General features: G+C 59.0%; 25 protein-coding genes and 1 other RNA gene. 19 read left to right on the forward strand and 7 right to left on the reverse strand.

Annotation, left to right across the window (positions count from 1 at the left end; translation table 11 throughout):
- Positions 1-60: 60 nt before the first annotated feature.
- From ffs to JYJ39_RS09580, 10 genes are all read left to right on the forward strand, one after another.
- An RNA gene (ffs, locus tag JYJ39_RS09535) (signal recognition particle sRNA small type) lies at positions 61-159 on the forward strand.
- A gap of 26 nt (positions 160-185) precedes the next feature.
- Positions 186-1,835 carry a DNA polymerase III subunit gamma/tau gene (gene dnaX, locus JYJ39_RS09540; RefSeq protein ID WP_205203899.1) on the forward strand — a complete coding sequence of 550 codons (1,650 nt, stop codon included), beginning with the start codon at positions 186-188 and terminating at the stop codon, positions 1,833-1,835.
- Between the two features lie 12 nt (positions 1,836-1,847).
- On the forward strand, positions 1,848-2,171 hold the full coding sequence (locus JYJ39_RS09545; RefSeq protein ID WP_240189616.1) for a YbaB/EbfC family nucleoid-associated protein: 324 nt from the start codon (positions 1,848-1,850) through the stop codon (positions 2,169-2,171).
- A 1-nt stretch (position 2,172) separates the two neighbouring features.
- Positions 2,173-2,775 (forward strand): recombination mediator RecR, encoded by a 603-nt coding sequence (gene recR, locus JYJ39_RS09550; RefSeq protein ID WP_205203901.1) that lies wholly within the window; start codon positions 2,173-2,175, stop codon positions 2,773-2,775.
- Between the two features lie 89 nt (positions 2,776-2,864).
- Positions 2,865-3,464, forward strand: a complete 600-nt coding sequence (gene petA, locus JYJ39_RS09555; protein WP_205203903.1) for a ubiquinol-cytochrome c reductase iron-sulfur subunit — start codon at positions 2,865-2,867, stop codon at positions 3,462-3,464.
- Positions 3,465-3,466: 2 nt separating this feature from the next.
- Entirely contained in the window at positions 3,467-4,768 is a 1,302-nt protein-coding gene (locus JYJ39_RS09560) for a cytochrome b (RefSeq protein ID WP_205203904.1), read from the forward strand.
- A gap of 13 nt (positions 4,769-4,781) precedes the next feature.
- The gene (locus JYJ39_RS09565; protein ID WP_205203905.1) at positions 4,782-5,501 is read left to right on the forward strand and encodes a cytochrome c1; all 720 of its coding nucleotides are present in this window, start codon (positions 4,782-4,784) and stop codon (positions 5,499-5,501) included.
- A gap of 81 nt (positions 5,502-5,582) precedes the next feature.
- Positions 5,583-6,179, forward strand: coding sequence for a glutathione S-transferase N-terminal domain-containing protein (locus JYJ39_RS09570; RefSeq protein WP_205203906.1), 597 nt, complete (start codon positions 5,583-5,585; stop codon positions 6,177-6,179).
- Positions 6,180-6,183: 4 nt separating this feature from the next.
- Entirely contained in the window at positions 6,184-6,588 is a 405-nt protein-coding gene (locus JYJ39_RS09575; RefSeq protein ID WP_205203907.1) for a ClpXP protease specificity-enhancing factor, read from the forward strand.
- Positions 6,589-6,592: 4 nt separating this feature from the next.
- Complete coding sequence (locus tag JYJ39_RS09580) at positions 6,593-6,955, forward strand: sirohydrochlorin chelatase (protein ID WP_205203908.1); 363 nt, start codon at positions 6,593-6,595, stop codon at positions 6,953-6,955.
- Positions 6,956-7,003: 48 nt separating this feature from the next.
- Here the strand turns inward: JYJ39_RS09580 and JYJ39_RS09585 are convergent, their stop codons facing one another.
- Positions 7,004-7,303 carry a DUF3579 domain-containing protein gene (locus JYJ39_RS09585; RefSeq protein WP_205203909.1) on the reverse strand — a complete coding sequence of 100 codons (300 nt, stop codon included), beginning with the start codon at positions 7,301-7,303 and terminating at the stop codon, positions 7,004-7,006.
- 156 nt (positions 7,304-7,459) lie between these two features.
- Between JYJ39_RS09585 and JYJ39_RS09590 the strand changes: the two genes are divergently transcribed.
- Complete coding sequence (locus JYJ39_RS09590; RefSeq protein WP_240189617.1) at positions 7,460-8,119, forward strand: putative metalloprotease CJM1_0395 family protein; 660 nt, start codon at positions 7,460-7,462, stop codon at positions 8,117-8,119.
- A gap of 40 nt (positions 8,120-8,159) precedes the next feature.
- Here the strand turns inward: JYJ39_RS09590 and JYJ39_RS09595 are convergent, their stop codons facing one another.
- Positions 8,160-8,972: an inositol monophosphatase family protein gene (locus JYJ39_RS09595; RefSeq protein ID WP_205203911.1), complete on the reverse strand. Its 813-nt coding sequence runs from the start codon at positions 8,970-8,972 to the stop codon at positions 8,160-8,162.
- Positions 8,973-9,044: 72 nt separating this feature from the next.
- Between JYJ39_RS09595 and JYJ39_RS09600 the strand changes: the two genes are divergently transcribed.
- Positions 9,045-9,806: an RNA methyltransferase gene (locus JYJ39_RS09600; protein WP_205203912.1), complete on the forward strand. Its 762-nt coding sequence runs from the start codon at positions 9,045-9,047 to the stop codon at positions 9,804-9,806.
- A gap of 16 nt (positions 9,807-9,822) precedes the next feature.
- Here the strand turns inward: JYJ39_RS09600 and JYJ39_RS09605 are convergent, their stop codons facing one another.
- Positions 9,823-10,746: a LysR substrate-binding domain-containing protein gene (locus tag JYJ39_RS09605; RefSeq protein ID WP_205203913.1), complete on the reverse strand. Its 924-nt coding sequence runs from the start codon at positions 10,744-10,746 to the stop codon at positions 9,823-9,825.
- A gap of 103 nt (positions 10,747-10,849) precedes the next feature.
- On the opposite strand from JYJ39_RS09605, the gene JYJ39_RS09610 reads away from it, so the two are divergent.
- The 3 genes from JYJ39_RS09610 (at position 10,850) to speE (ending at position 13,258) form a co-directional block, all read left to right on the forward strand.
- Complete coding sequence (locus JYJ39_RS09610) at positions 10,850-11,626, forward strand: ferredoxin--NADP reductase (protein ID WP_205203914.1); 777 nt, start codon at positions 10,850-10,852, stop codon at positions 11,624-11,626.
- Positions 11,627-11,897: 271 nt separating this feature from the next.
- Positions 11,898-12,317 carry an adenosylmethionine decarboxylase gene (speD, locus tag JYJ39_RS09615; RefSeq protein ID WP_205203915.1) on the forward strand — a complete coding sequence of 140 codons (420 nt, stop codon included), beginning with the start codon at positions 11,898-11,900 and terminating at the stop codon, positions 12,315-12,317.
- Positions 12,317-13,258, forward strand: a complete 942-nt coding sequence (gene speE, locus JYJ39_RS09620; RefSeq protein ID WP_205203916.1) for a polyamine aminopropyltransferase — start codon at positions 12,317-12,319, stop codon at positions 13,256-13,258. The genes speD and speE overlap by 1 nt, the downstream gene beginning before the upstream one ends.
- On the opposite strand, the gene JYJ39_RS09625 is transcribed toward speE, so the two are convergent.
- Both JYJ39_RS09625 and JYJ39_RS09630 read right to left on the reverse strand, forming a co-directional pair.
- Positions 13,213-14,019, reverse strand: a complete 807-nt coding sequence (locus JYJ39_RS09625) for a zinc-dependent peptidase (RefSeq protein ID WP_205203917.1) — start codon at positions 14,017-14,019, stop codon at positions 13,213-13,215. The genes speE and JYJ39_RS09625 overlap by 46 nt on opposite strands.
- A gap of 7 nt (positions 14,020-14,026) precedes the next feature.
- Positions 14,027-14,914, reverse strand: coding sequence for a DMT family transporter (locus JYJ39_RS09630; RefSeq protein WP_430622474.1), 888 nt, complete (start codon positions 14,912-14,914; stop codon positions 14,027-14,029).
- A 59-nt stretch (positions 14,915-14,973) separates the two neighbouring features.
- Between JYJ39_RS09630 and JYJ39_RS09635 the strand changes: the two genes are divergently transcribed.
- The 4 genes from JYJ39_RS09635 (at position 14,974) to JYJ39_RS09650 (ending at position 18,892) form a co-directional block, all read left to right on the forward strand.
- Positions 14,974-17,190 (forward strand): RelA/SpoT family protein, encoded by a 2,217-nt coding sequence (locus JYJ39_RS09635; protein ID WP_205203919.1) that lies wholly within the window; start codon positions 14,974-14,976, stop codon positions 17,188-17,190.
- Between the two features lie 130 nt (positions 17,191-17,320).
- A complete protein-coding gene (locus JYJ39_RS09640) occupies positions 17,321-17,779 on the forward strand; it encodes a hypothetical protein (protein ID WP_205203921.1) in 459 nt (152 codons plus the stop codon).
- Between the two features lie 29 nt (positions 17,780-17,808).
- Positions 17,809-18,408, forward strand: a complete 600-nt coding sequence (locus JYJ39_RS09645; protein WP_205203923.1) for an SCO family protein — start codon at positions 17,809-17,811, stop codon at positions 18,406-18,408.
- Positions 18,409-18,418: 10 nt separating this feature from the next.
- Positions 18,419-18,892, forward strand: coding sequence for a copper chaperone PCu(A)C (locus tag JYJ39_RS09650; protein ID WP_205203925.1), 474 nt, complete (start codon positions 18,419-18,421; stop codon positions 18,890-18,892).
- A 96-nt stretch (positions 18,893-18,988) separates the two neighbouring features.
- Here the strand turns inward: JYJ39_RS09650 and JYJ39_RS09655 are convergent, their stop codons facing one another.
- Positions 18,989-20,095: a Fic family protein gene (locus tag JYJ39_RS09655; RefSeq protein WP_240189618.1), complete on the reverse strand. Its 1,107-nt coding sequence runs from the start codon at positions 20,093-20,095 to the stop codon at positions 18,989-18,991.
- 70 nt (positions 20,096-20,165) lie between these two features.
- Positions 20,166-20,645 carry a bacterioferritin gene (gene bfr, locus JYJ39_RS09660; RefSeq protein WP_205203927.1) on the reverse strand — a complete coding sequence of 160 codons (480 nt, stop codon included), beginning with the start codon at positions 20,643-20,645 and terminating at the stop codon, positions 20,166-20,168.
- Positions 20,646-20,648: the final 3 nt, after the last annotated feature.

The raw sequence follows: 20,648 nt of genomic DNA on the forward strand, positions 1-20,648 counted from the left end.
TCTGCCAAAGAGTGCGGATAAACATCCGGTACATCGCGCCCCTGTGCTATCATTCGCGCCGGCGGGTCTCCCCGCATTGCAGGGTGGTGAACCTGGTCAGGTCCGGAAGGAAGCAGCCACAGCCATTTACTGCAAGTGCCGGGGGTTAGGCTCGCCACTTTCATTTTCTGCTTTATGTGAGGCGCATGAGTTATCAGGTTCTCGCGCGCAAGTGGCGACCGCGCAACTTCTCGACCCTGGTGGGTCAGGAACACGTCGTACGTGCACTCAATCATGCGCTCACCGAGCAACGTCTGCACCACGCCTATCTCTTTACCGGGACGCGCGGGGTCGGCAAGACAACCATTGCCCGCATCCTCGCCAAATCGCTGAATTGCGAAGCGGGCATCACGGCTACGCCGTGTGGTCAGTGCACAGCCTGCCAGGAAATCGACGCCGGGCGCTTCATTGATCTGCTGGAAGTTGATGCTGCGACCAATACGCGCGTCGACGAAATGCGCCAGCTGCTGGAGAACGCCACCTACGCACCCACGCGGGGCAGATTCAAGGTGTATGTGATCGACGAAGTGCACATGCTGTCCACTTCCGCCTTCAACGCCATGTTGAAGACCCTGGAAGAACCGCCTGAGCACGTGAAATTCATTCTGGCCACGACGGACCCGCAAAAAATTCCGGTGACGGTTCTGTCGCGCTGTCTGCAATTCAATCTCAAGCAGATGCCCGTGCCGGCGATTGCCGGCCATCTGGCGCACATCCTGCAGATGGAAGGAATTCCTGGTGAGGGCGGCGCGCTCAATCTGATTGCGCGCTCGGCCGGCGGCAGCATGCGCGATGCCCTGTCATTGCTCGATCAGGCGATTGCGCATGGGGCCGGGCAGGTCGATGAGGCGCAGGTGCGCAGCATGCTGGGTAGCGTCGATCAGGATCACCTCTTTTCCATTCTCGAAGCCTTGCCCGCAGGCGACGCTGGTGCCTTGCTTCAGGTGGCTGCGAATCTTGCCTTGCGGGGGTTGTCATTTGCTGTCGCCTTGCAGGAACTGGCCGCACTACTGACACGGATTCAGATCGTGCAGTGCGTTCCGGAAGCGGGCGATGACGATGATCCCGATCGCGAACGCATCCAGTTGCTGGCGCGGGCGCTGTCTGCCGAATTCATCCAGTTGGCCTATCAGATCGTGACGGTCGGGCGCAGCGAGCTGGCGCTGGCGCCGGATGAGCACGCCGGCTTCGTGATGACCCTGCTCCGCCTGCATGCCTTCCGCCCGCGTAGCGTGGGCGAAATTGTCGAAGCGTACCGGCCCGCCGTAACGCCACCGGTGCGCCAGGCGCCGCCAAGTGCTGCTCCGGTCGCTCCGCCCATGCAGCCGGTAGTGACAGCGCCTCCGGCTGTCGTGGCGGCCGAGTCGGCAGCGGAGGAGCGGCCCCGTCCTGCGGCTGGGCAAACCATGACGGGGTCGGCTGCGGATTGGTCAGCGCTGCTGGCCGCTCTACCAGTCAGCGGCCTGGTACGCACTCTGGCGGCAAATTGTGAATTGCGCGAACTGGGTGAAGGGCACTGTCTGCTGCGTCTGCCAAGCGAATTTTCGCATCTGCAGATGAAACCCAACCCCGATAAATTGCAGCAGGCGCTATCTGATTATCTCGGTCGGACGATTCGCCTGACCATAGAAGCAGGGGTGACGGCGGTGGAAACGCCGGCAGCGGCTCAGGGAAGGCAACGCCAGGAACGCCAGGAGCAGGCGGAAATGGCGATCAGGAACGATGATTTTGTACGCGAGGCGGAAGATTTGTTTGCTGCCTCGGTGGTTGAAGCTTCCATTAAACCGATCGATTGACGGAGTCAGTAAATGATCAAAGGTGGTTTGGGTGGCCTGATGAAGCAGGCGCAGATGATGCAGGAAAACATGAAAAAGGCGCAGGAGCAGTTGGCGCAGATGGAGGTCGAAGGCCAGGCGGGTGCCGGTATGGTCAAGATCGTGATGACCTGCGCGCATGATGTGCGGCGCGTCAGTATCGATCCTTCCGTCATGGATGACAAAGAAATGCTGGAGGACCTGGTCGCGGCGGCGGTGAACGATGCTGTTCGGCGTGGCGAGGCGCTCAGCCAGGAAAAAATGGCCGGTTTCACTGCTGGCTTGAATCTGCCGCCGGGTCTCAAGCTGCCGTTCTGACGTGCCGACCAGTAGCATCGTCGAGCTGGCGGAGGCGCTGCGTTGCCTGCCCGGGGTGGGTCCGAAGTCGGCGCAGCGCATGGCATATCACTTGCTGCAGCACGATCGCAGCGGGGCAGAGCGCTTGGGGCAGGCGGTGCAGCGTGCGCTGGCCGTCGTGCGCCGCTGTGGTCGCTGCAATACCTGGACCGAGCTCGAGTTGTGCGAGTGCTGTGCCTCACCGCAGCGCGATCAGAGCCTGCTATGCGTGGTGGAGTCTCCGGTCGATCTCAACATGATGGAGCAGACCCACGCTTACAACGGACTGTATTACGTCCTGATGGGGCGGATTTCACCGCTGGATGGGGTCGGTGCGCGTCAATTGGGGCTGGATGCCTTGCTGGCACGAGCACTCGATGGTGTCGTCAAGGAAGTGGTTCTGGCGACCAATTTCACCAACGAAGGTGAGGCGACCGCGCATTACATCAGCGCCATGCTGAAAACGCATGGTGTCGCGGTAACGCGCATTGCCCGTGGCGTTCCGGTGGGAGGGGAGCTGGAGTTTGTTGATAGTGGCACCCTGGCGCAGGCATTGCGGGAGCGGCGGCTTCTGGTGGATCTATAAGAAAAATTCCATCTTCTATCGTTGGCGGCCATGCCTTATAATTCCGCCTTTGTTTTTTTACCCATTCAATTCCTTTAGGGGTCAGCGTTATGAGCAATCAAGGGAAGATGGACTGCGGTCGGCGGCGGCTTGTCGTCGCTACGGCAGCCGTCGGGGGTGTCGGCGCGGTGGGCGCTCTGGTGCCGTTCGTGTCCAGCTTGCTTCCATCGGAGCGTGCGAGGGCTGCAGGGGCGCCAGTCGAGGCTGATATCAGCAAGCTGGAAAGCGGTCAGATGATGACTGTGGAGTGGCGCGGCAAGCCGGTCTGGATCATCAATCGGACCAAGGCCATGCTCGATACGCTGCCCAAACTGGATGGCCAGGTAGCTGACCCGAAATCCGAAGTGGCGACGCAGCAACCGCCTTACGCTGCCAACGCAACGCGCTCGATCAAGCCTGAAGTGCTGGTGGTGGTCGGTATTTGTACCCACCTCGGTTGCTCGCCATCGAATAAATTCAAACCGGGCAACGAAGAGGGTATGGGCGCCGACTGGCTGGGTGGCTTCCTCTGCCCCTGCCACGGCTCGACCTTCGATTTTGCCGGCCGCGTGTTCAAGGCCAAGCCGGCACCAACCAATCTTGAAGTCCCGCCGCACGTGTATCTCACCGATACACGCATCCTCATCGGCGAAGACAAGAAGGGGGCATAATCATGGCTGGTGGAACTTACGAAAAATACAAATCGGACGGCTCGCTGGGCGGTAACGTCCTGGAGTGGGTGGATGCCCGTTTCCCGGCAACTTCCATGTGGAAGGGCCATTTGTCCGAATACTACGCACCGAAGAACTTCAACTTCTGGTATTTCTTCGGCTCGCTCGCCCTGCTGGTTCTGGTCATCCAGATCGTGACCGGCATTTTCCTGGTCATGCACTACAAGCCGGATGGTTCGCTCAACGCCGCCGGTGTTCCGGTTGCCTTTGCTTCCGTCGAATACATCATGCGTGACGTGCCGGGTGGCTGGATCATCCGCTACATGCACTCGACCGGGGCATCTGCCTTCTTCATCGTGGTTTACATGCACATGTTCCGTGGTCTGATCTACGGTTCCTATCGCAAGCCGCGGGAGTTGACCTGGCTGTTTGGCGTCGGCATTTTCCTGGTGCTGATGGGCGAGGCCTTCTTCGGTTATCTGCTTCCCTGGGGACAGATGTCTTACTGGGGCGCACAGGTGATCGTCAACTTGTTCGGCGCCATCCCTGTGGTTGGCAACGACCTTTCCATCCTGATCCGCGGCGATTTCGTGGTGGGTGATGCGACACTGAACCGTTTCTTCTCCTTCCATGTGATTGCCTTCCCGCTGATCCTGATCGGTCTGGTTGCTGCGCACATCCTGGCTTTGCACGAAACCGGCTCCAATAATCCGGACGGTATCGACATCAAGGAAAAGAAGGACGAAAAGGGCATTCCGCTCGATGGCATTCCTTTCCACCCGTATTACACGGTCAAGGACATTGTCGGGGTGGTGGTTTTCCTGATGGCGTTCTCGGCGATCATGTTCTTCGCGCCGGAAGGTGGCGGTTACTTCCTCGAAACGCCGAACTTCTACCCGGCTGATCCGCTGAAGACGCCGAACCACATCGCACCGGTCTGGTATTTCACGCCGTACTACTCGATCCTGCGTGCCATGGTCTGGAACTTCTTCGGTCTCGATGCCAAGTTCTGGGGTGTTGTTGCCATGGGTGCTTCGGTTGTCATCTTCGCCTTCCTGCCGTGGCTGGATCGTAGTCCGGTGCGTTCGATCCGCTATCGCGGCCCGATCACCAAGGTGATGATTACCCTGTTCGTGATCTGCTTCTTCATCCTCGGCTATCTGGGCACGCTGTCCCCGTCCCCGATGGGCGAGTTGATTTCGCAGGTCTGCACGGTCTTCTATTTCGCCTTCTTCCTCGGTATGCCGTGGTGGTCCCGGATGGACAAGTTCAAGCCGGTGCCTGAGCGCGTCACGATGAAGTGAGAGGATGCATAAAATGAAAAAATTTCTGATCGCTCTGTTCTTTGCGCCGGTTCTCGCCCTTGCCGCAGGGGGTAATGTCCACCTCGACAAGTGGCCAGGCTCGGTATCCGACAAGGCTGCCCTGCAGAACGGGGCCAAGCTGTTCGTCAATTACTGCCTGAATTGCCACAGTGCTTCCTTCATCCGTTACAAGACGCTGGTGGACATTGGTCTGACGGAAGAACAGATCAAGGAAAACCTGATGTTTACCGGCGAAAAGATCGGTGACCTGATGCAGGTGGCAGCCCGTCACGATGAGCAGAAGAAGTGGTTCGGTGCAACGCCGCCGGATCTGACCATCGTTGCTCGGGCCCGGGGTGAAGCCGGGGCACCGAAGGCGGGTGCGGACTGGCTCTATACCTATCTGCGCACCTTCTACCGTGACGATAGCCGTCCGACTGGCTGGAATAACCTGGCCTTCGAGGCAGTCGGTATGCCGCACGTGCTGTGGGAACTGCAAGGAACGCAGGTCATGGATCCGGCGACGCACAAGCTGTCTCTGGCTGTGCCTGGCAAGATGAGCCCCGCCGAATATGACAAGGCGGTTTCCGACCTGGTTTCGTTCATGGTGTGGATGGCCGAACCGCAGCAGGAATTCCGCAAGACGCTTGGCTACATCGTGCTGGCTTTCCTGGCGCTCCTGTTCGTCGTTGCTTATGCGCTGAAGAAGGAATATTGGAAAGATATCCACTAATACCTTCCTGATCGCGCAACGGCACCGCGGTTCCGGTTCTACCGGCCGCGGTGCCGAATCTCGTTTTAAGGACAATGAATCATGATGAATCTCTACTCGGGTACGACCTGCCCTTTCAGCCACCGTTGCCGCATCGTGCTCTACGAAAAGGGCATGGACTTTCAGGTGATCGATGTCGATCTGTTCTCCAAGGCCGATGAGATCGCCGCCATCAATCCGCACGGCCGGGTGCCGGTGCTGGCCGAGCGCGATCTGGTCCTGTTCGAGCCGAACATCGTCAATGAATATATCGACGAACGCTTTCCCCATCCGCAGCTGATGCCAGCGGACCCCATCATGCGGGCGCGGGCCCGGCAATTGCTCGTCGGCATGGAACGGGAGATCTTCTCGCACATGGAAATCCTTGAGAAGAACGGCAAGGGTGCTGACAAGGCGCGGCAGGAAATCAAGGCGCGTCTGACGGAAATCGTGCCCATCTTCAATAAGCAGAAATACATGCTGGGTGATGATTTCTCCATGCTGGATGTGGCCATTGCACCGCTGCTGTGGCGTCTTGATCACTACGGCATCGATCTGGGTAAGGCCGCGGCGCCACTGATGAAATACGCTGAGCGTATTTTCAGCCGCCCTGGCTTCATCGAAGCCCTGACCCCGTCCGAAAAAGCGATGCGCAAATAAAGCCATGGAACTACCATCAACCAAACCCTATCTGCTGCGCGCCATCTGGGAGTGGTGCTGCGACAACGGTTTTACACCGTACATCGCGGTCAAGGTGGATCAGCGGACGCTGGCCCCGCGCGAGTATGTGCAGGATGGTCAGATCGTTCTCAACATCGGTCCTGATGCCAGCAATCGCCTGCAGATGGGGAATGAGTTGATTGATTTCCAGGCACGTTTCGCCGGCACGCCGCGCCAACTGTCGATCCCGGTGGATCGCGTGATGGCGATTTATGCCCGCGAAAACGGCGCAGGTATGTCGTTTGAAGTCGAGGATGTAGCGGCACCATCCGCCAGCAATGAAAATACCGACCCGGATGAACCACCACGGCCACCTTCCGGACGGCCTTATCTGCAGCGCGTCAAGTGAGCCCATGCGCGAAGCCCTGATCCTGTTTGCTCACGGTGCACGTGACCCTGAGTGGGCGCAGCCTCTGCGTCAGGTAGAGGCGCGCGTCCGTTCCATGGCGAGCGATGTGTATGTTGATCTGGCGTTCCTCGAATTCCTTGCCCCCAGGCTTGTCGATAGCGTGAATGCGGCGATTGCACAAGGGGCCGGGCGCATCCGCATCGTCCCGCTTTTCATCGCACAGGGAGGACATCTGCGGCACGATTTGCCCCGCTTGGTGGCCGAACTGCAGTCGCAGTGGCCGAAAATCGAGTTCTCGCTGGCGCGGGCGATCGGTGAGGAAGACGGTGTAATTGCTGCCATGGCGGCGGCGGCACTGCAAACCTGAACGCAAAAGGCCGACGCAAGTCGGCCTTTTCTGTCGAGCAGCGGGTAATTATTTTTTGCCAGTAATCGGGCACACCCCGTCGATGACTTGCAAGTCGTTGTCGTGGGCGAAATTGAGCATGAAGCGGTAGGCCATGGGTTCGATTTCACCCAGCCGACCATCGACGAATACCGCCTTGTCACCGTTGTAATCGCCGGGGCCGACATAGGGCGAATATTTCATCTTGCGCTCGGCGCCAAAGGCGGACATGACTCCACACAGCCGTTCTGCCCAGTCACTAGGGCGGAATTTCCGGCCTTCCTTGGTAACGCCGATGATGATGAAAGTGGTCGATTCTTGTGTTGTCATTGTTGTGCACTCTGCGTGTTATGTGATGACGACCTTGTCTCTTGCCGCATTCTAGCAGAAGAGGCTGCTGGAAACGGACGCCGGCTGTGTGGCGTGATTTTGTTCTAAGATGGAGTCTGTCCGCTGCCCTGAGATCAATCGGCATAATCGGTACCAATGATGACGACGATTTACGCTTCATTCACTGTGGCAAACTGGTCACTGCGTGCTCCGCAGGAACAGGGGGGCGTGTCGCAGTCTGATCCCGGGAAAAAGGCGGAGGGCGGTACACATGCGAATCAGGCGAGTTTGACAGCCGAGCAGCAAGCGGAAGTCAGCAAGCTGCAGAAAATCGACAGGGAAGTCCGCCAACACGAAATGGCACACATGGCTGCTGGTGCGGGCATGGTCACCTCGGGTGCCAGCTACACCTATACGCGTGGTCCTGATGGGCAGAATTACGCGGTGGCGGGTGAAGTCAGTATCGATACCTCGCCTGGTCGTACACCGGAAGAGACCATCGCGCGGGCAGAGCGCATTCAGGCTGCCGCCTTGGCGCCTGCTGAGCCTTCATCACAGGACCGGAGTGTGGCGGCGCAGGCGGCGCAGATGGCGGCCCAGGCGCGACAGGAGCTGGCGGCAGCAGAGCAGGAACAAGGAGGCGCGCCGGTGGAAGCCGGGGTGGCCGATGCAGATCCTGCTGCGCAGCAGTCGCAGGCGGTGGCAGCGCAAAAAAACCAAGGCATAGCGGCTTATCAGCGTCAGGCGGTGGATGCGGGTGCGGTTGGCGCTCAGCCTTCCGCTTCGCCAGGCGTGCCGATCGATCTGTACGCTTAGGCTGTTGCAGCCAGCGTGATAGCTGGCTGCAGTGGAGTGCCTAGCCTGCCAGGTTGGCGGGCAGTTTTTCTTCGATCAGCTTGAGCAACGGCAGGAACACCTTGGGTGTGCCGGCGATGACATTGCCGGTTTCAAGGTAATTTGCTTCGCCGCGCAGATCGCTAATCAGGCCACCGGCTTCCGCAATGAGCAGGGCACCTGCTGCCATATCCCATGGTGCCAGGCCGAATTCCCAGAATCCGTCATAGCGGCCACAGGCAACGTAGGCCAGATCCAGCGATGCGGCTCCGGGGCGGCGCTGGCCAGCGGTTTTCTGCGCCAGCTCCTTGAAGATGGACAGATAGAGGTCGACCTTGTCGAATTCGCGGTAAGGGAAACCTGTGCCGATCAGGGCTTCACCCAGGCGGGTGCGGCGTGAAACGCGGATGCGCCGGTCGTTGAGAAAGGCGCCGCCGCCTTTGCTGGCAGTAAAGAGTTCGTTGCGGTTCGGGTCAAAAATCACCGCATGCTCGATGGTCTTGCCGCGCATCAGGGCGATTGAAACAGCATACTGCGGCAAGCCGTGAATGAAATTGGTCGTGCCGTCGAGTGGGTCGATCACCCATTGATATTCGCTGTCACTCCCATCCAGCGCCGGAGAAGCGCCGGATTCCTCTGCTAGAATCCCGTACGCCGGATAGGCCTCGCGCAGCACTTCGATAATGGCCTGTTCCGCCGCCTTATCGACTTCCGTGACGAAATCATTGGGTTGCTTGCTGCTGACCTTGAGCGAGTCCAGGTCGTTGGAGGCGCGGTTGATGATCTGACCGGCACGGCGCGCGGCCTTGACGGCGATGTTGATGATGGGATGCATGGCGATTTGGCAAAGAGCGACCGGTCGCCGGTGGCGATCGATACAAATTTTGGAAAGCGCGAATTTTACACCATGAAGCCAGAGGCACTGTTGTCCCGCATTCGGGTGGTGTTATGCCGCCCCAGTCATCCAGGCAATATTGGTGCTGCGGCGCGGGCAATGAAAACCATGGGCCTGCATGACCTCTGTCTGGTGGCGCCGCGCCAGTTTCCTGATGCGGAAGCAACAGCGCGGGCGACGGGGGCAGTGGATGTCCTGGAACGGGCGCAACAGGTCGATAGCCTGGCGGAAGCACTGCAGGCCAGCGTATTTTCTGTTGCGCTGAGCGCCCGTCAGCGTGACCTTGGGCCGCGCCTCGGGGCGCCACGTGCGGTAGTCGCGGAACTGCTGGCGTGTGCGGCAAACGGCCCGGTGGCGTTGGTATTCGGTAACGAAAGCAGCGGTCTGGCGAACGAGGAAATCATGCAGTGCCAGGCGGCGGTGACTATTCCCACTAATCCTGAGTTCAGCTCGCTCAATCTGGGCGCGGCAGTGCAGCTTCTGTGCTATGAGTGCCGCATGACGGCCTTTGCCGGTGCGGCGCCCTTGCCGGATGCAGGTGTGACGCCGTTGGGCGGGGAGCCAGCGAGTCATGCTGAAATCGAGGGTTTTTACACGCACCTGACGCAGATCATGCAGGACACGGGCTTCTACAATCCGCAGCAGCCCGGACGGCTGCTGGCCAAGCTGCGCCGCCTGTTCGGGCGGGCGGGGCTGGAGCGTGACGAGGTGAATATCCTGCGCGGTATTCTGAGCGCCACGCAAAAACCGACCCGGCACGGTCGTCAGGACTGAGCTCCTACGGCGAACCCTATGGAATGTAGGGTAAGCGGATGTGTTCGGTGCTGCTGGCGTTCTCCGTCATCTCCCGACACAGGGCACGGAACAGGCTGATGGCCTTGCTGCCGCGGCGGCTGGCGTGACAGGCAAAATAGAACTGGCGGCTGAAATCGAATTGTGGGGTGGGAATTTCCATCAAGCTGCCGCGCCGGAACGCTTCACGCAAGGCCAGGCGTGACAGACAGCCAATACCCAGACCGGATTCCACCGCGCGCTTGATGGCTTCGGTGTGTTCCAGCTCCAGCCCGGCGCGGACTTCCTGCAACTGACCGCGAATGCCTTGTTCGAAACGGGTGCGGGTACCGGAGCCAGCTTCCCGCAGAATCCAGAATTGCCGGGACAGCGTGTTGTTGTCGATCGGGCCTTGCCCGGCGAGCGGATGGCTGGGGGCGCAGAAAATCACCAGCTCATCCGCCAGCCAGGGTTCCAGCAGGAGTTCGGAATGGCTGAATTCGCCTTCCAGCAAAGCAAAGTCACAGGAAAAACGCAACAAGCGCTCGGCGATGGCGGCGGTGTTGGCCACTTGCAGGCGGACAGGGGAATCAGGATAGCGCCGCATGTATTCGACCACGATCAGCGTGGCGAGATAGTTGCCGATGGTCATGGTGGCGCCGATGGCCAGCGGGCCGGGGCCGCTGCCGGTGAGATAGGTTTCGATCTCGCTGGCCTGGATGAGCAAGGCTTCGGCCTTGTCGAGCAAACCACGACCGGTTGAGTTGAGGTACAGCGATTTACCAACGCGGTCGAACAAGGGACGGTCGAACATGCGCTCCAGTTCGACTAGGGCGCTGCTTGCTGCGGATTGCGATAGCTTCAGCTGCGCGGCGGCGCGCGACACGTTTTCTGTGCGGGCAATGGCAACGAAGATTTCCAGTTGGCGCAGGGTGTATCTCATATTTATAAAACAGATAAGATTGATCGATATTAACCGTTTTTTCGATAGATGATTTTGCTTTATCCTTGCGCCCTTCTGTTTTCCTGTCCGAGTACACCGCACCATGAGCGCTTTCATCAGCGAAACCGTCACCTCTGTTCATCATTGGAATGACAGCCTGTTTACCTTCCGTACTACGCGCGATCCGGCACTGCGTTTCATCAACGGCCAGTTTGTGATGATCGGCATCGAGGTCAACGGTAAGCCCCTGATGCGCGCCTATAGTGTGGCCAGCGCAAATTACGAAGAGTATCTGGAATTCTTCAGCATCAAGGTGCAGGATGGTCCGCTGACGTCACGGCTGCAGCACCTGCAGCCTGGCGACCAGTTGCTGGTCAGCCGCAAGCCGACGGGGACGCTGGTGCTGCGCGATCTCAAACCCGGCAAACGTTTGTTTTTGTTCGCCACCGGCACTGGCCTGGCACCGTTCATGAGCCTGATCCACGATCCGGAAATGTATGAGCAGTACGAGAAAATCATCCTCATTCATGGCGTGCGCTGGGTGAGCGAGTTGGCGTACCGTGATTACATCGAGAATGAATTGCCGAACAACGAGTTTCTGGGTGAGGAAGTACGCGCCAAGCTGATCTACTACCCGACGGTAACGCGCGAGCCGTTCCGCAACCAGGGACGGCAGACCGATCTCGTCACCAGCGGCAAGCTGTTTGCCGATATCGGTGAGCCACCGCTTGATCCCGCGACCGATCGCGGCATGATTTGCGGCAGCCCGCACATGCTCAAGGATATTTCCAGCATGCTTGATGGCTATGGCTTCCACATTTCGCCGCATATCGGCGTGCAGGGCGATTACGTGATCGAGCGGGCATTCGTCGAGCAGTAACGACGAAATAAGCGTGTGGCCTGTTGGTCGGGAGGCGCAAGCGCGTTATACTCGCGCGCTTGAAAAAAACGCCCGGCCGGCCGGGTGGACTGCTGTCAGCGTTACTTTGGCGTGTAGAAGAATGGACACACAACGGAACGAGGGCTCGGCAACAGCCGGCGTAAGTCTCTCCGGGAAATTCTTCTAGCCTGCGTGGCGCTTGCGGCATGGGGTTGTCTGGCATCTGCCGGGCAGCAACCTGACCACCGTAATACAGGGAGAGACCTGCCGCATGAATACCCCCGCGATTTCTGCTGTTGTAGCCACAGCCGCCACCACCAGCATCACCCGCAGCGCGACCGGCCTGCATCTGATTGGCGATCTCTATGTCTGTCGCTGTGATCAGCGGCTGATGCTTGATGCCCCCTACCTGGAAGAGTTTTGCAAGCAAAGCGTCGAAGCAGCGGGGCTGACGACGGTAGGTAGCCTGTTCCACAGCTTTGGGGAAGGTGATGGCGTGACCGGCGTCGTGGTGCTGGCGGAATCGCATCTTTCCATTCATACCTGGCCCGAAGCGGGTTACGTGACGCTGGATGTTTACGTCTGCAATTACTCGACCAACAATCGGCCGAAGGCTGAAAAGCTGTTCGAAACCATTCTGACGGCGTTCAATCCTGCCGATCCGCATCTGCATCGTGTCGAGCGCGCCTGATGGGGGCGCCACGCTATGCTGCCGAGCGTCTGACGCCGGATTTCGGTTTTTATCTGCGCGATACGCACACTCTGGCGCGCATCGAGTCGCCCTGGCAGGAGATCGAGGTCTTCGAGAACCCCCTGTTCGGTCGGGTGATGCGCATTGACGGCTGCTTCATGACGTCCGAGCGTGATGAATTCTTTTATCACGAACCGATGGTGCATTTGCCGGCCGTCAGTCAGGGTGGCCCACGCTCCGCCTTGATCGTGGGCGGCGGTGACGGGGGGGCGGCGGAGGAATTGCTCAAATATCGTTCGCTGCAGCGACTGGTGCTTGCCGAACTGGACGGCGCGGTGATCGAAACCGCGCGCCGCTGGCTACCGGAGATTCATCGCGGTGCTTTTGATGATCCGCGCCTGGAAATCCGTCTGGGGGATGCACGGCCGCTGATTGAGGCGGGTACGGAACGCTTCGACCAGATCATTCTTGATCTTACCGACCCCTTCGGCCCAGCCACCGATCTCTACACCGTCGAGTTTTACGCAGCTTGCCGGCGCGCCTTGAATCCGGGCGGCGTGCTTTCCCTGCATCTGGGGTCGCCAATTCATCGGGCCGGCGCGATGGCGCGGATTCATGCGTCGCTGACAGCCAATTTCGCCGTGGTGCGTCCCTACCTGCAGTACGTTCCCCTGTACGGCGCCCTGTGGTGCATGGCCATGGCCTCCGATACAGTCGATCCACTGGCCCTCACCGCGACGGAAGTGGAGGCGCGTATCGCCGCCAATGCCCTGCGTGATCTGCAGCTGTATAACGGCGCGACGCACCAGGCCATGTTGGCGCAGCCCAATTTCGTCCGTGCCATCTTTCAGGGCGATGCCGCGCCGATCCGGCGCGGTGAGGTGCTGGCCGATGTTTACGATCCGGCACAGATGCCGGCGTTGCAGGTGCGCGAAGTTTGATCGCTGGCAAGCTGCTGGCGCGCCAGCGGGTCTTGTCGGTAATAGCGAACGAGGAGCCGGTAGAGTGCCGGGTACTCCGCCGCCAGAATGTCGGGGGCGCCAAAGAAACACTCGCTGCTGACGGCGAAGAACTCTTCCGGCGCTTCGCTGGCGTAGGGATCGATGCGGGTGGTTTCGCCGCCATCAACCCGGGCGCAGAAGTCGCTGTAGGCTGGAATGAAATCCTGCAGCCACGCCTGGCGCGAGAGTCCTTCCGGTAGCTCGGGGATGCCGTCGGCTTCCCCGTTCAGCATGTCCAGCTTGTGTGCGAACTCGTGAATGACGACGTTGTAGTCCGCGCTCGCCATCGCGGCATCGTGCCAGGAGATGAGCAGTGGCCCGCCAGCCCAGGCTTCACCGGACAAGACGTCGGCGTATTCGTGTACCACGCCGGCATCGTCCATTTCGCTGCGGGTGACGATGAATTCGTCCGGATAGACGACGATGCCGACCCAGTCACGGTAGGCGGCAAGCCCCAACTCCAGGATGGGAAGGCAGCCTTGGGCGGCGATGGCCACGCAGATGGCATCGTTCAGAACCAAGCCGCCTGCGGCAGAAAACTCCTTGCTGGCAAGGAAGGCTTCGCACAAGGTCTTGAGCCGGGCTTTTTCCTGTTCGCCAAGTACGCGCAGGAAAGGGTAGCGTTCAATGGTGCTGCACCAGAGCGCCCGGGGAATTGGGCGCGGGGGCTGGCTCAGCCAGCGCGCCAGCCATGCAAACATGCCCATCTCAGCCTTTGCGCATGGTCAGGAAGATGCCGATGAAAATCAGGCTGATGCCGACGTAGTGAAAGTGCTGCGGCTGTTCTCCGAGGAAGATGGCAGAGAGCAGGGTGCCAAAAACCGGCATCAGATGGATGAAGAGGCTGGCCCGACTGGCGCCGACTTCGGCGACACCGCGGTTGTAAAAAATGTAGCCGATGAAACTGGGGAAAATTCCGACATAAGCCAGCGCGGCGAGAGATCCTGCGTGTGTGTGAATATGGTGGCCTTGCGCCATTTCCCAGAGATAGGCCGGCAGGAGAGCCGCCAGGCCAACAGCGGTGAAGGCGGCGAGCAGCAGCATGGCATCAACCCCCGCGGGCCGCCAGGCGAGGCCGATGGTGTAGAGCGCCCACACGGTGATCGCCAGCAGCATCCACAAGTCGCCCTGATTGAGATTGAAATTGAGCAGCACGGCAAGCTCGCCACGGGCCACGATGGTCAGTGCCCCCGCCAGTGAAACCGCGACGCCCAGACAGGCCGGCAGTGACAGACGCTTGCCCAGGACAAGCCAGGCAATGGCCATGGTGGCGACGGGGATGAAGGAATTGAGGAGGACGGCATTGGTTGCCGTGGTGGTTTGCAAAGCGAGGTAGGCGAAGGTGTTGTATCCGCCCACCCCAAGCAGGCCAAGAAGGGTCACCGAGCGCCAGGAACGGCGCAGGAGCGGCCATTGTGTCCTGAAATGCGGTGCGGCCAGGGGTAGGATCAGGAGGAAGGCCAGCAGCCAGCGCCAGAACGCCATGGCCAGCGGCGGCACGTCTGCCCGGATGCCGCGCCCGACAACCATATTGCCGGACCAGAAGAGGGCGGTGAGTGTGAGGAGCAGATAAGGGTTTTTCAGCGATTTCATCATCGTCGACACATTATGCCCGAGGCTGCGCAGAGGCAGTCGGCTGTCGGTATAATTACGGCATGGTATCCGTTGTTCATTCTGTCGCCGCCCAGAGCGATTTCGCGCAATTCTTTTCCGTTCTTTCGGCGGGCCTGACGGCGGCCGAAAGCGAACGGCTGAACGATGCCGTCACCTATGCCTGGGAGATTTATGGCGATCGTCTGCTGGGGAGCGGCGAGCGGATCTGGTCGCATGCCCTGGGTATGGCGGTGATCATTGCCGGGCTGGAGCTTGATCTCGAATCGCGGGTTGCGGCGCTGCTTTTTGCCGTGCCGGCGCAGGACGAACATGCCATCGCGCATGTCGAGACGCGTTTTGGTAAACCGGCAGCGCATCTGGTGCAAGGGGTTTATCGTCTCAATCGCCTGCGCCCGATCAGCAAGGGTTTTGTCGCGGTCGATCTGGAAGCCGGTGAAAGCAATCCAGCGGAAATGCGGGCCCAGATTGAAGTGTTGCGCAAGATGCTGCTGGCCATGGTGGAAGACATCCGCGTCGTTCTGTTGCGTCTGGCCAGCCGCACCCAGACGCTGCGTTTCTATGCGTCCAACCCGGATGACCTGCGTACCCAGGTGGCGCGTGAGACGCTCGAATTGTATTCGCCGCTGGCCAACCGGCTGGGGGTGTGGGAGTTGAAATGGGAGCTGGAGGATTTGTCCTTCCGTTTCATCCATCCCGATATTTATCGCTCGATTGCCAAACAGCTCGATGAAAAACGCAGCGAGCGCGAGGAGTTCATCGCCAACGCCGTGACCCGCGTGCGTGAAGAGCTGGCGGCTTCCGGCATTCATGAAGCTGAAATTTACGGCCGCCCCAAGCACATTTACAGCATCTGGAACAAGATGCGCAAGAAGGGGGTCGAGTTTTCCGAAGTCTACGATGTGCGGGCGCTGCGCATCATCCTGAAGGACGTCAAGGAGTGCTACACCGCCCTGGGTATCGTGCACAACCTGTGGACGCCGATACCCAAGGAATTCGACGATTACATCTCGAATCCCAAGGGTAATAACTACCGCTCCCTGCATACTGCTGTGCACTGCCCGGATGGGCGGAGCCTGGAAATCCAGATTCGGACCCAGGAGATGCACGGCCATGCCGAACTCGGCGTGGCGGCCCACTGGCGTTACAAGGAAGGCAGCAAGGCACCGGGTGCCGATGCCTACGATGAAAAAATCGCCTGGCTGCGGCAGCTCCTGACCTGGAAGAATGAGGTCGCCAGCTCTGACTGGGTGACACACTACAAGCAAGCCGCACTTGATGAAACCATCTACGTGATGACTCCGCAGGGGCGCGTGGTCGACCTGCCTTCGGGGTCGACGCCGGTTGATTTCGCTTACCGCGTGCATACCGATCTCGGCCACCGTTGCCGTGGCGCCAAGGTGGATGGGCAACTGGTACCGCTCAATACGCCCCTGGAAACCGGGCAGCAGGTGGAAATCGTCACGGTCAAGCTGGGTGGCCCCTCGCGCGACTGGCTCAACCCAACGCTCGGCTACATCCATACCAAGAGTGCCCGCACCAAGGTGCGCAACTGGTTTGCTCATCAGGCACTTGAGGAAACCCTGAGCGAAGGCAGGGCCCTGATCGCCAAGGAGTTGCAGCGTGCTGGTCAGACCGGCGCCAATATTGACGAACTGGCGCGCAAGATGGAATTTGCCAAGGCCGACGATCTCTATATTGCGGCGGCACGCGGTGAGCTGGGGCAACGCCAGTTGCAGCTGGCGCTGCGCGGCGATGCCTCGCTCGAGAATCTGCTGCCGGATACTGTGCCGACACGTCCACGCAAGCCGGTCGAAGGTAATCAGGGGATCCTGATTGTGGGTGTCGACAAACTTCTGACACAGCTGGCACGTTGCTGCAAGCCTGCACCGCCCGACGAAATTCTCGGTTTCATCACCCGCGGCAAGGGGATTTCCATTCACCGCGCCGATTGCTCCAATTTTGCCAATCTTGCCGCTCTGCATCCGGAACGGGTGATCGAAACGGATTGGGGCGAGGAAACTACGGGCGTTTTTGCCTGCGACATTGTGGTGGATGCACATGACCGGCAGGGTTTGTTGCGCGATATCTCCGAGATATTCACTCGTGAAAAGCTGAATGTCATCGGCGTCAATACACAGTCGCGTCAAGGTGAAGCGCACATGAGCTTTACCGTGGAAATCGCCAATTTGCGCCAGCTGCAGCGTACCCTGGGCCTGATTCATGACGTGCAGGGCGTGGTCGGGGTGCGGCGGGCCTGAGTTTTGTTGCGCATAGGGGTGCGACAATTTGCCGCAAGCTGCGGCCAGCACTGCGTGCCACAATCGACGACGAGAACAGGACGGGGCGTGTTGATCTGGCTCGTCCGTTTTTTCTTGTAGAAAGCATTCAGTGAACAAAAAAATTCTGCTTGATATCGTAGGTGTGTTGTTGATCGTTCTGGTTGTGCTGATCGGTTACAAGCTCTCACCGAGCTTGTTGCCCAAGGCTGATCTGACAATTGAGCCCGACCCTGCTTGCGATGTGCAGAAAACTCCCTGCAGTGTTGCCGTGCCTGAACTGGGGGTGTTGAAATTTTCCGTCGGCACGCAGCCGATTCCGCTGGTCAAGCCTTTTCCTGTGATGGTCGATATGCCCGGCGCGGCAAAGGTGGAAATCGATTTTGCCGGTGTCGACATGGACATGGGCTACAACCGCCCGCTATTGCAGGAAGCCACAGACGGTGTTTTCAAGGGTGAAGCGACTCTCCCGGTATGTGTCACCGGTCGCATGACCTGGCAGGCAACCGTCCTGGTGGAAATTGGCCGGACGCGCATTGCCGTGCCTTTCCGCTTCGTGACCGGGGAGTGACGGCGGTGGATAAGCGGTCGGGTGGTCAGGTGAGCGAGCGTTTCCTCGTCATTCTTGCAGTTTTTGTGGCGGCGCTGATTGCTGCTTTGGCCGTGTTCTGGCATCCCGAGCCACCGCCCGCTGTCCGTCCTTCGAGTTTGCCTGCTGGGGGAGACTTCAGATTGCAATCAGTCAGCGGCCCGGTTGCCCTCTCCGATTATCAGGGGCGACTGGTCATGCTGTATTTTGGCTACACCTTCTGTCCGGATATCTGCCCGACAACCTTGGTCACGCTGTCAGAAAGCCTTTCCAGCCTCACCGCCGACGAACGGAAAAAGGTTGCCGTGCTGTTCGTTTCGGTCGATCCTGAACGCGATACGGTAGCGCACCTGAAAACCTACCTCGACTTCTTTTCTATCGGTGCCGTCGGGTTGACCGGCACGGCCGAGCAAATCGCCGATGTTGCCCGGCGCTATGGCGTGTTTTATAGCAAGCAGGCGGCTGATTCTGCAACGGGCGCTTACAGCATGGATCATTCCGCCGATACTTTTCTGGTTGGGCCGGAAGGCCGGGTGCGTGCGCGTATTGCCCATGGTACGCAGCCGGAAGAGGTCGTGGCCATTATTCGTCAGTATTTAAACCCGCAATGAGGAGTCTGTCATGAAACGTCTGAGCATGCTTGTTTCCGGTCTGTTTGTATCGCTCGCGGCTTTCGCCGGTGCTGCAGATCAAGTTGAAGTGCACGAGCCCTACGTGCGCCTGGCGCCGCCCAACGCCCCGGCCACCGGCGCTTTCATGGTGATCAAGAATACCGGCGACAGCCCGGTCAAGGTGGTGAAGGCGGAAAATCCCACCTCCAAACTGACCGAACTGCATAACCACATCAACGACAAAGGCGTGATGCGCATGCGTCAGGTACCGTCCATCGACATTCCCGCCAAGGGACAGGCCGAACTCAAGCCGGGCGGCTTGCACGTGATGCTGATCGAAATGAAAGCACCGTTGCAGGAAGGCCAGATCGTCCCCATCACCCTGGGGTTCGAGGACGGTAGCAGCAAGCAGGTGGATGCCAAGGTGGTCAACATGATGGCGGGCAAGAGCATGCCGCAACCCGTGCAGCACGGTAAGCACTGAACTCGCTGGCCCAAAAAAAACCCGCAGTCCAAGCTGCGGGTTTTTTGTCGGGGAAACGTGCAGGGCAAGGCGTGTCATGACTCATTCGCCATTACCTCATTTGTTACCCTTATATTGAGGTAATGGATTACCCTCATTGCCGTTATTGGTCTTCGACCACAAAGCGCCAATGCCACGCCCGGAACAGCCAATGACGCCTAGCTCTTGTTGTTCGCGCAAGACATGGCGCACCATGTCCCGGCTAACACCAGGGCAAACCAGTTCGAGTTCGCTAATCTTGAACTCTCCTTTGGCGCGGGAAAGCAGCTGGTTGATGCCGGCGATAACCATCTCGCGCTTCGCTCCCCGAGGCGCCTTGATTTCTCCGACACGCTCTACAAAATCGCGGTAAGCCGTCTTTTTGATTGATAGAACGTAGTTGATGTAGTGCCAAGGGTTGTGCTTCCCCTCATGCCAATCCTTTGAACTCAGCTCAAGGGTTTCGTAATAACGCCCCTTGTTTTGCTCAACAAGACGTTCCAGGCTGATGTAGCGGCCAGCCTCATAGCCAAGTTGATAGCTTTGCAACAGCCACAGCAGACGAGAAACACGACCATTGCCGTCTCGAAAAGGATGGATGCACAGAAAGTCCAGATTAAAGGCAGCCAAGGCAATGAGCGGCGGCAACCAGCGTTCCTCAAGGCACTGCTGCCAGTCTGCAATCAGCGTATCCATGGCGTCCTGAGTTTGCGCCGCAGGAATGGTGCGAAACCGGACACGCTCCGATCCATCCGGATAGCGCTCGATAATGTCGCCATCCCGCTCCTTGTACTTCCCGGCATCCCAAATCTGGCCGCGCGTCAGCGCGTGCAAGCGGCAGATTGTTTCATTGCAGATAGGCAGTAGAGCGGCATCCTTGTGAATAAGGGTTAGTGCATCACGATAGCCGCGCACCTCTTCCTCGTCGCGGTCACGAAATAGGGGTTTTGGTGCGACCAAAATATCGCGGACGCGATTCGGATCAATCGTGACGCCCTCGATTCGATTCGACGAAACAGCGCTTTCAATGATGGCCGATTCGCGCAGCGCCTTCAGCCGTTGCGGTGATTGCTGAGTGTAGAGTTCCTGTTTGCCTCGATATTCACCAAGATCGTTCAAATACCACGCAGTGCTAGCTTCCATAGGGAAGCGATTGAGGGAGAACAGTCGAAGCGTCGAAATCATCTGCCGGCCTCCATGCGCTGACGAACACCACGTGGCTTGCATATAGCCTTTTTATTGGGCCAGACAAAACTCATTCGTCTGTTGCGATCTGCGCCTGCAAATAGTTGGGCAGGCTGATGTCAGTAATCAGCGATTGCTGGGTTTCCAGCCAGTCAATGGCCTTTTCGCAGTTTTCCAGCAGTTCTTCCAGCAGTTCGCGGCTGACGTAATCCTTGTTTTCCTCGCACAGGGTGATTGCCTCGATCAACAGCGGGCGCTGGATGTCCTGTTCGTAGGTGAGGTCGCCCTGCAGGCACTCGACCACGTTTTCGCCGATCAGCAGTTTGCCCAGATTCTGCAGATTGGGTAGCCCTTCCAGAAACAGCACGCGCTCGATCAGTTCGTCGGCTTCCTTCATGACGCGGATCGATTGCTTGTACTGGTAATCGTTGAGTTTTTCCAGGCCCCAGTTACGGAACATGCGGGCATGCAGGAAATACTGGTTGATTGCTGTCAGCTCGTTTTTCAGCACCTTGTTGAGGGTGTCGATGATTTTCTTGTCGCCTTTCATGTT

Origin of the sequence: Azonexus hydrophilus, assembly GCF_905120355.1 — a bacterium.
Classification (GTDB): Bacteria; Pseudomonadota; Gammaproteobacteria; order Burkholderiales; family Rhodocyclaceae; genus Azonexus.

Excerpts from the sequence above, each read along its gene's own strand:
- JYJ39_RS09585 (WP_205203909.1), bottom strand. The coding sequence starts at position 7,303 with ATGACAACACAAGAATCGACCACTTTCATCATCATCGGCGTTACCAAG.
- JYJ39_RS09625 (WP_205203917.1), bottom strand. The coding sequence starts at position 14,019 with ATGTTTGCATGGCTGGCGCGCTGGCTGAGCCAGCCCCCGCGCCCAATT.
- JYJ39_RS09655 (WP_240189618.1), bottom strand. The coding sequence starts at position 20,095 with ATGATTTCGACGCTTCGACTGTTCTCCCTCAATCGCTTCCCTATGGAA.
- JYJ39_RS09595 (WP_205203911.1), bottom strand. The coding sequence starts at position 8,972 with ATGCATCCCATCATCAACATCGCCGTCAAGGCCGCGCGCCGTGCCGGT.
- bfr (WP_205203927.1), bottom strand. The coding sequence starts at position 20,645 with ATGAAAGGCGACAAGAAAATCATCGACACCCTCAACAAGGTGCTGAAA.
- JYJ39_RS09600 (WP_205203912.1), top strand. The coding sequence starts at position 9,045 with ATGAAGCCAGAGGCACTGTTGTCCCGCATTCGGGTGGTGTTATGCCGC.
- JYJ39_RS09580 (WP_205203908.1), top strand. The coding sequence starts at position 6,593 with ATGCGCGAAGCCCTGATCCTGTTTGCTCACGGTGCACGTGACCCTGAG.
- petA (WP_205203903.1), top strand. The coding sequence starts at position 2,865 with ATGAGCAATCAAGGGAAGATGGACTGCGGTCGGCGGCGGCTTGTCGTC.
- speE (WP_205203916.1), top strand. The coding sequence starts at position 12,317 with ATGGGGGCGCCACGCTATGCTGCCGAGCGTCTGACGCCGGATTTCGGT.
- JYJ39_RS09610 (WP_205203914.1), top strand. The coding sequence starts at position 10,850 with ATGAGCGCTTTCATCAGCGAAACCGTCACCTCTGTTCATCATTGGAAT.
- JYJ39_RS09635 (WP_205203919.1), top strand. The coding sequence starts at position 14,974 with ATGGTATCCGTTGTTCATTCTGTCGCCGCCCAGAGCGATTTCGCGCAA.
- JYJ39_RS09545 (WP_240189616.1), top strand. The coding sequence starts at position 1,848 with ATGATCAAAGGTGGTTTGGGTGGCCTGATGAAGCAGGCGCAGATGATG.
- speD (WP_205203915.1), top strand. The coding sequence starts at position 11,898 with ATGAATACCCCCGCGATTTCTGCTGTTGTAGCCACAGCCGCCACCACC.
- dnaX (WP_205203899.1), top strand. The coding sequence starts at position 186 with ATGAGTTATCAGGTTCTCGCGCGCAAGTGGCGACCGCGCAACTTCTCG.
- JYJ39_RS09630 (WP_430622474.1), bottom strand. The coding sequence starts at position 14,914 with ATGATGAAATCGCTGAAAAACCCTTATCTGCTCCTCACACTCACCGCC.
- JYJ39_RS09590 (WP_240189617.1), top strand. The coding sequence starts at position 7,460 with ATGATGACGACGATTTACGCTTCATTCACTGTGGCAAACTGGTCACTG.
- JYJ39_RS09560 (WP_205203904.1), top strand. The coding sequence starts at position 3,467 with ATGGCTGGTGGAACTTACGAAAAATACAAATCGGACGGCTCGCTGGGC.
- JYJ39_RS09650 (WP_205203925.1), top strand. The coding sequence starts at position 18,419 with ATGAAACGTCTGAGCATGCTTGTTTCCGGTCTGTTTGTATCGCTCGCG.
- JYJ39_RS09575 (WP_205203907.1), top strand. The coding sequence starts at position 6,184 with ATGGAACTACCATCAACCAAACCCTATCTGCTGCGCGCCATCTGGGAG.
- JYJ39_RS09565 (WP_205203905.1), top strand. The coding sequence starts at position 4,782 with ATGAAAAAATTTCTGATCGCTCTGTTCTTTGCGCCGGTTCTCGCCCTT.
- JYJ39_RS09605 (WP_205203913.1), bottom strand. The coding sequence starts at position 10,746 with ATGAGATACACCCTGCGCCAACTGGAAATCTTCGTTGCCATTGCCCGC.
- JYJ39_RS09570 (WP_205203906.1), top strand. The coding sequence starts at position 5,583 with ATGATGAATCTCTACTCGGGTACGACCTGCCCTTTCAGCCACCGTTGC.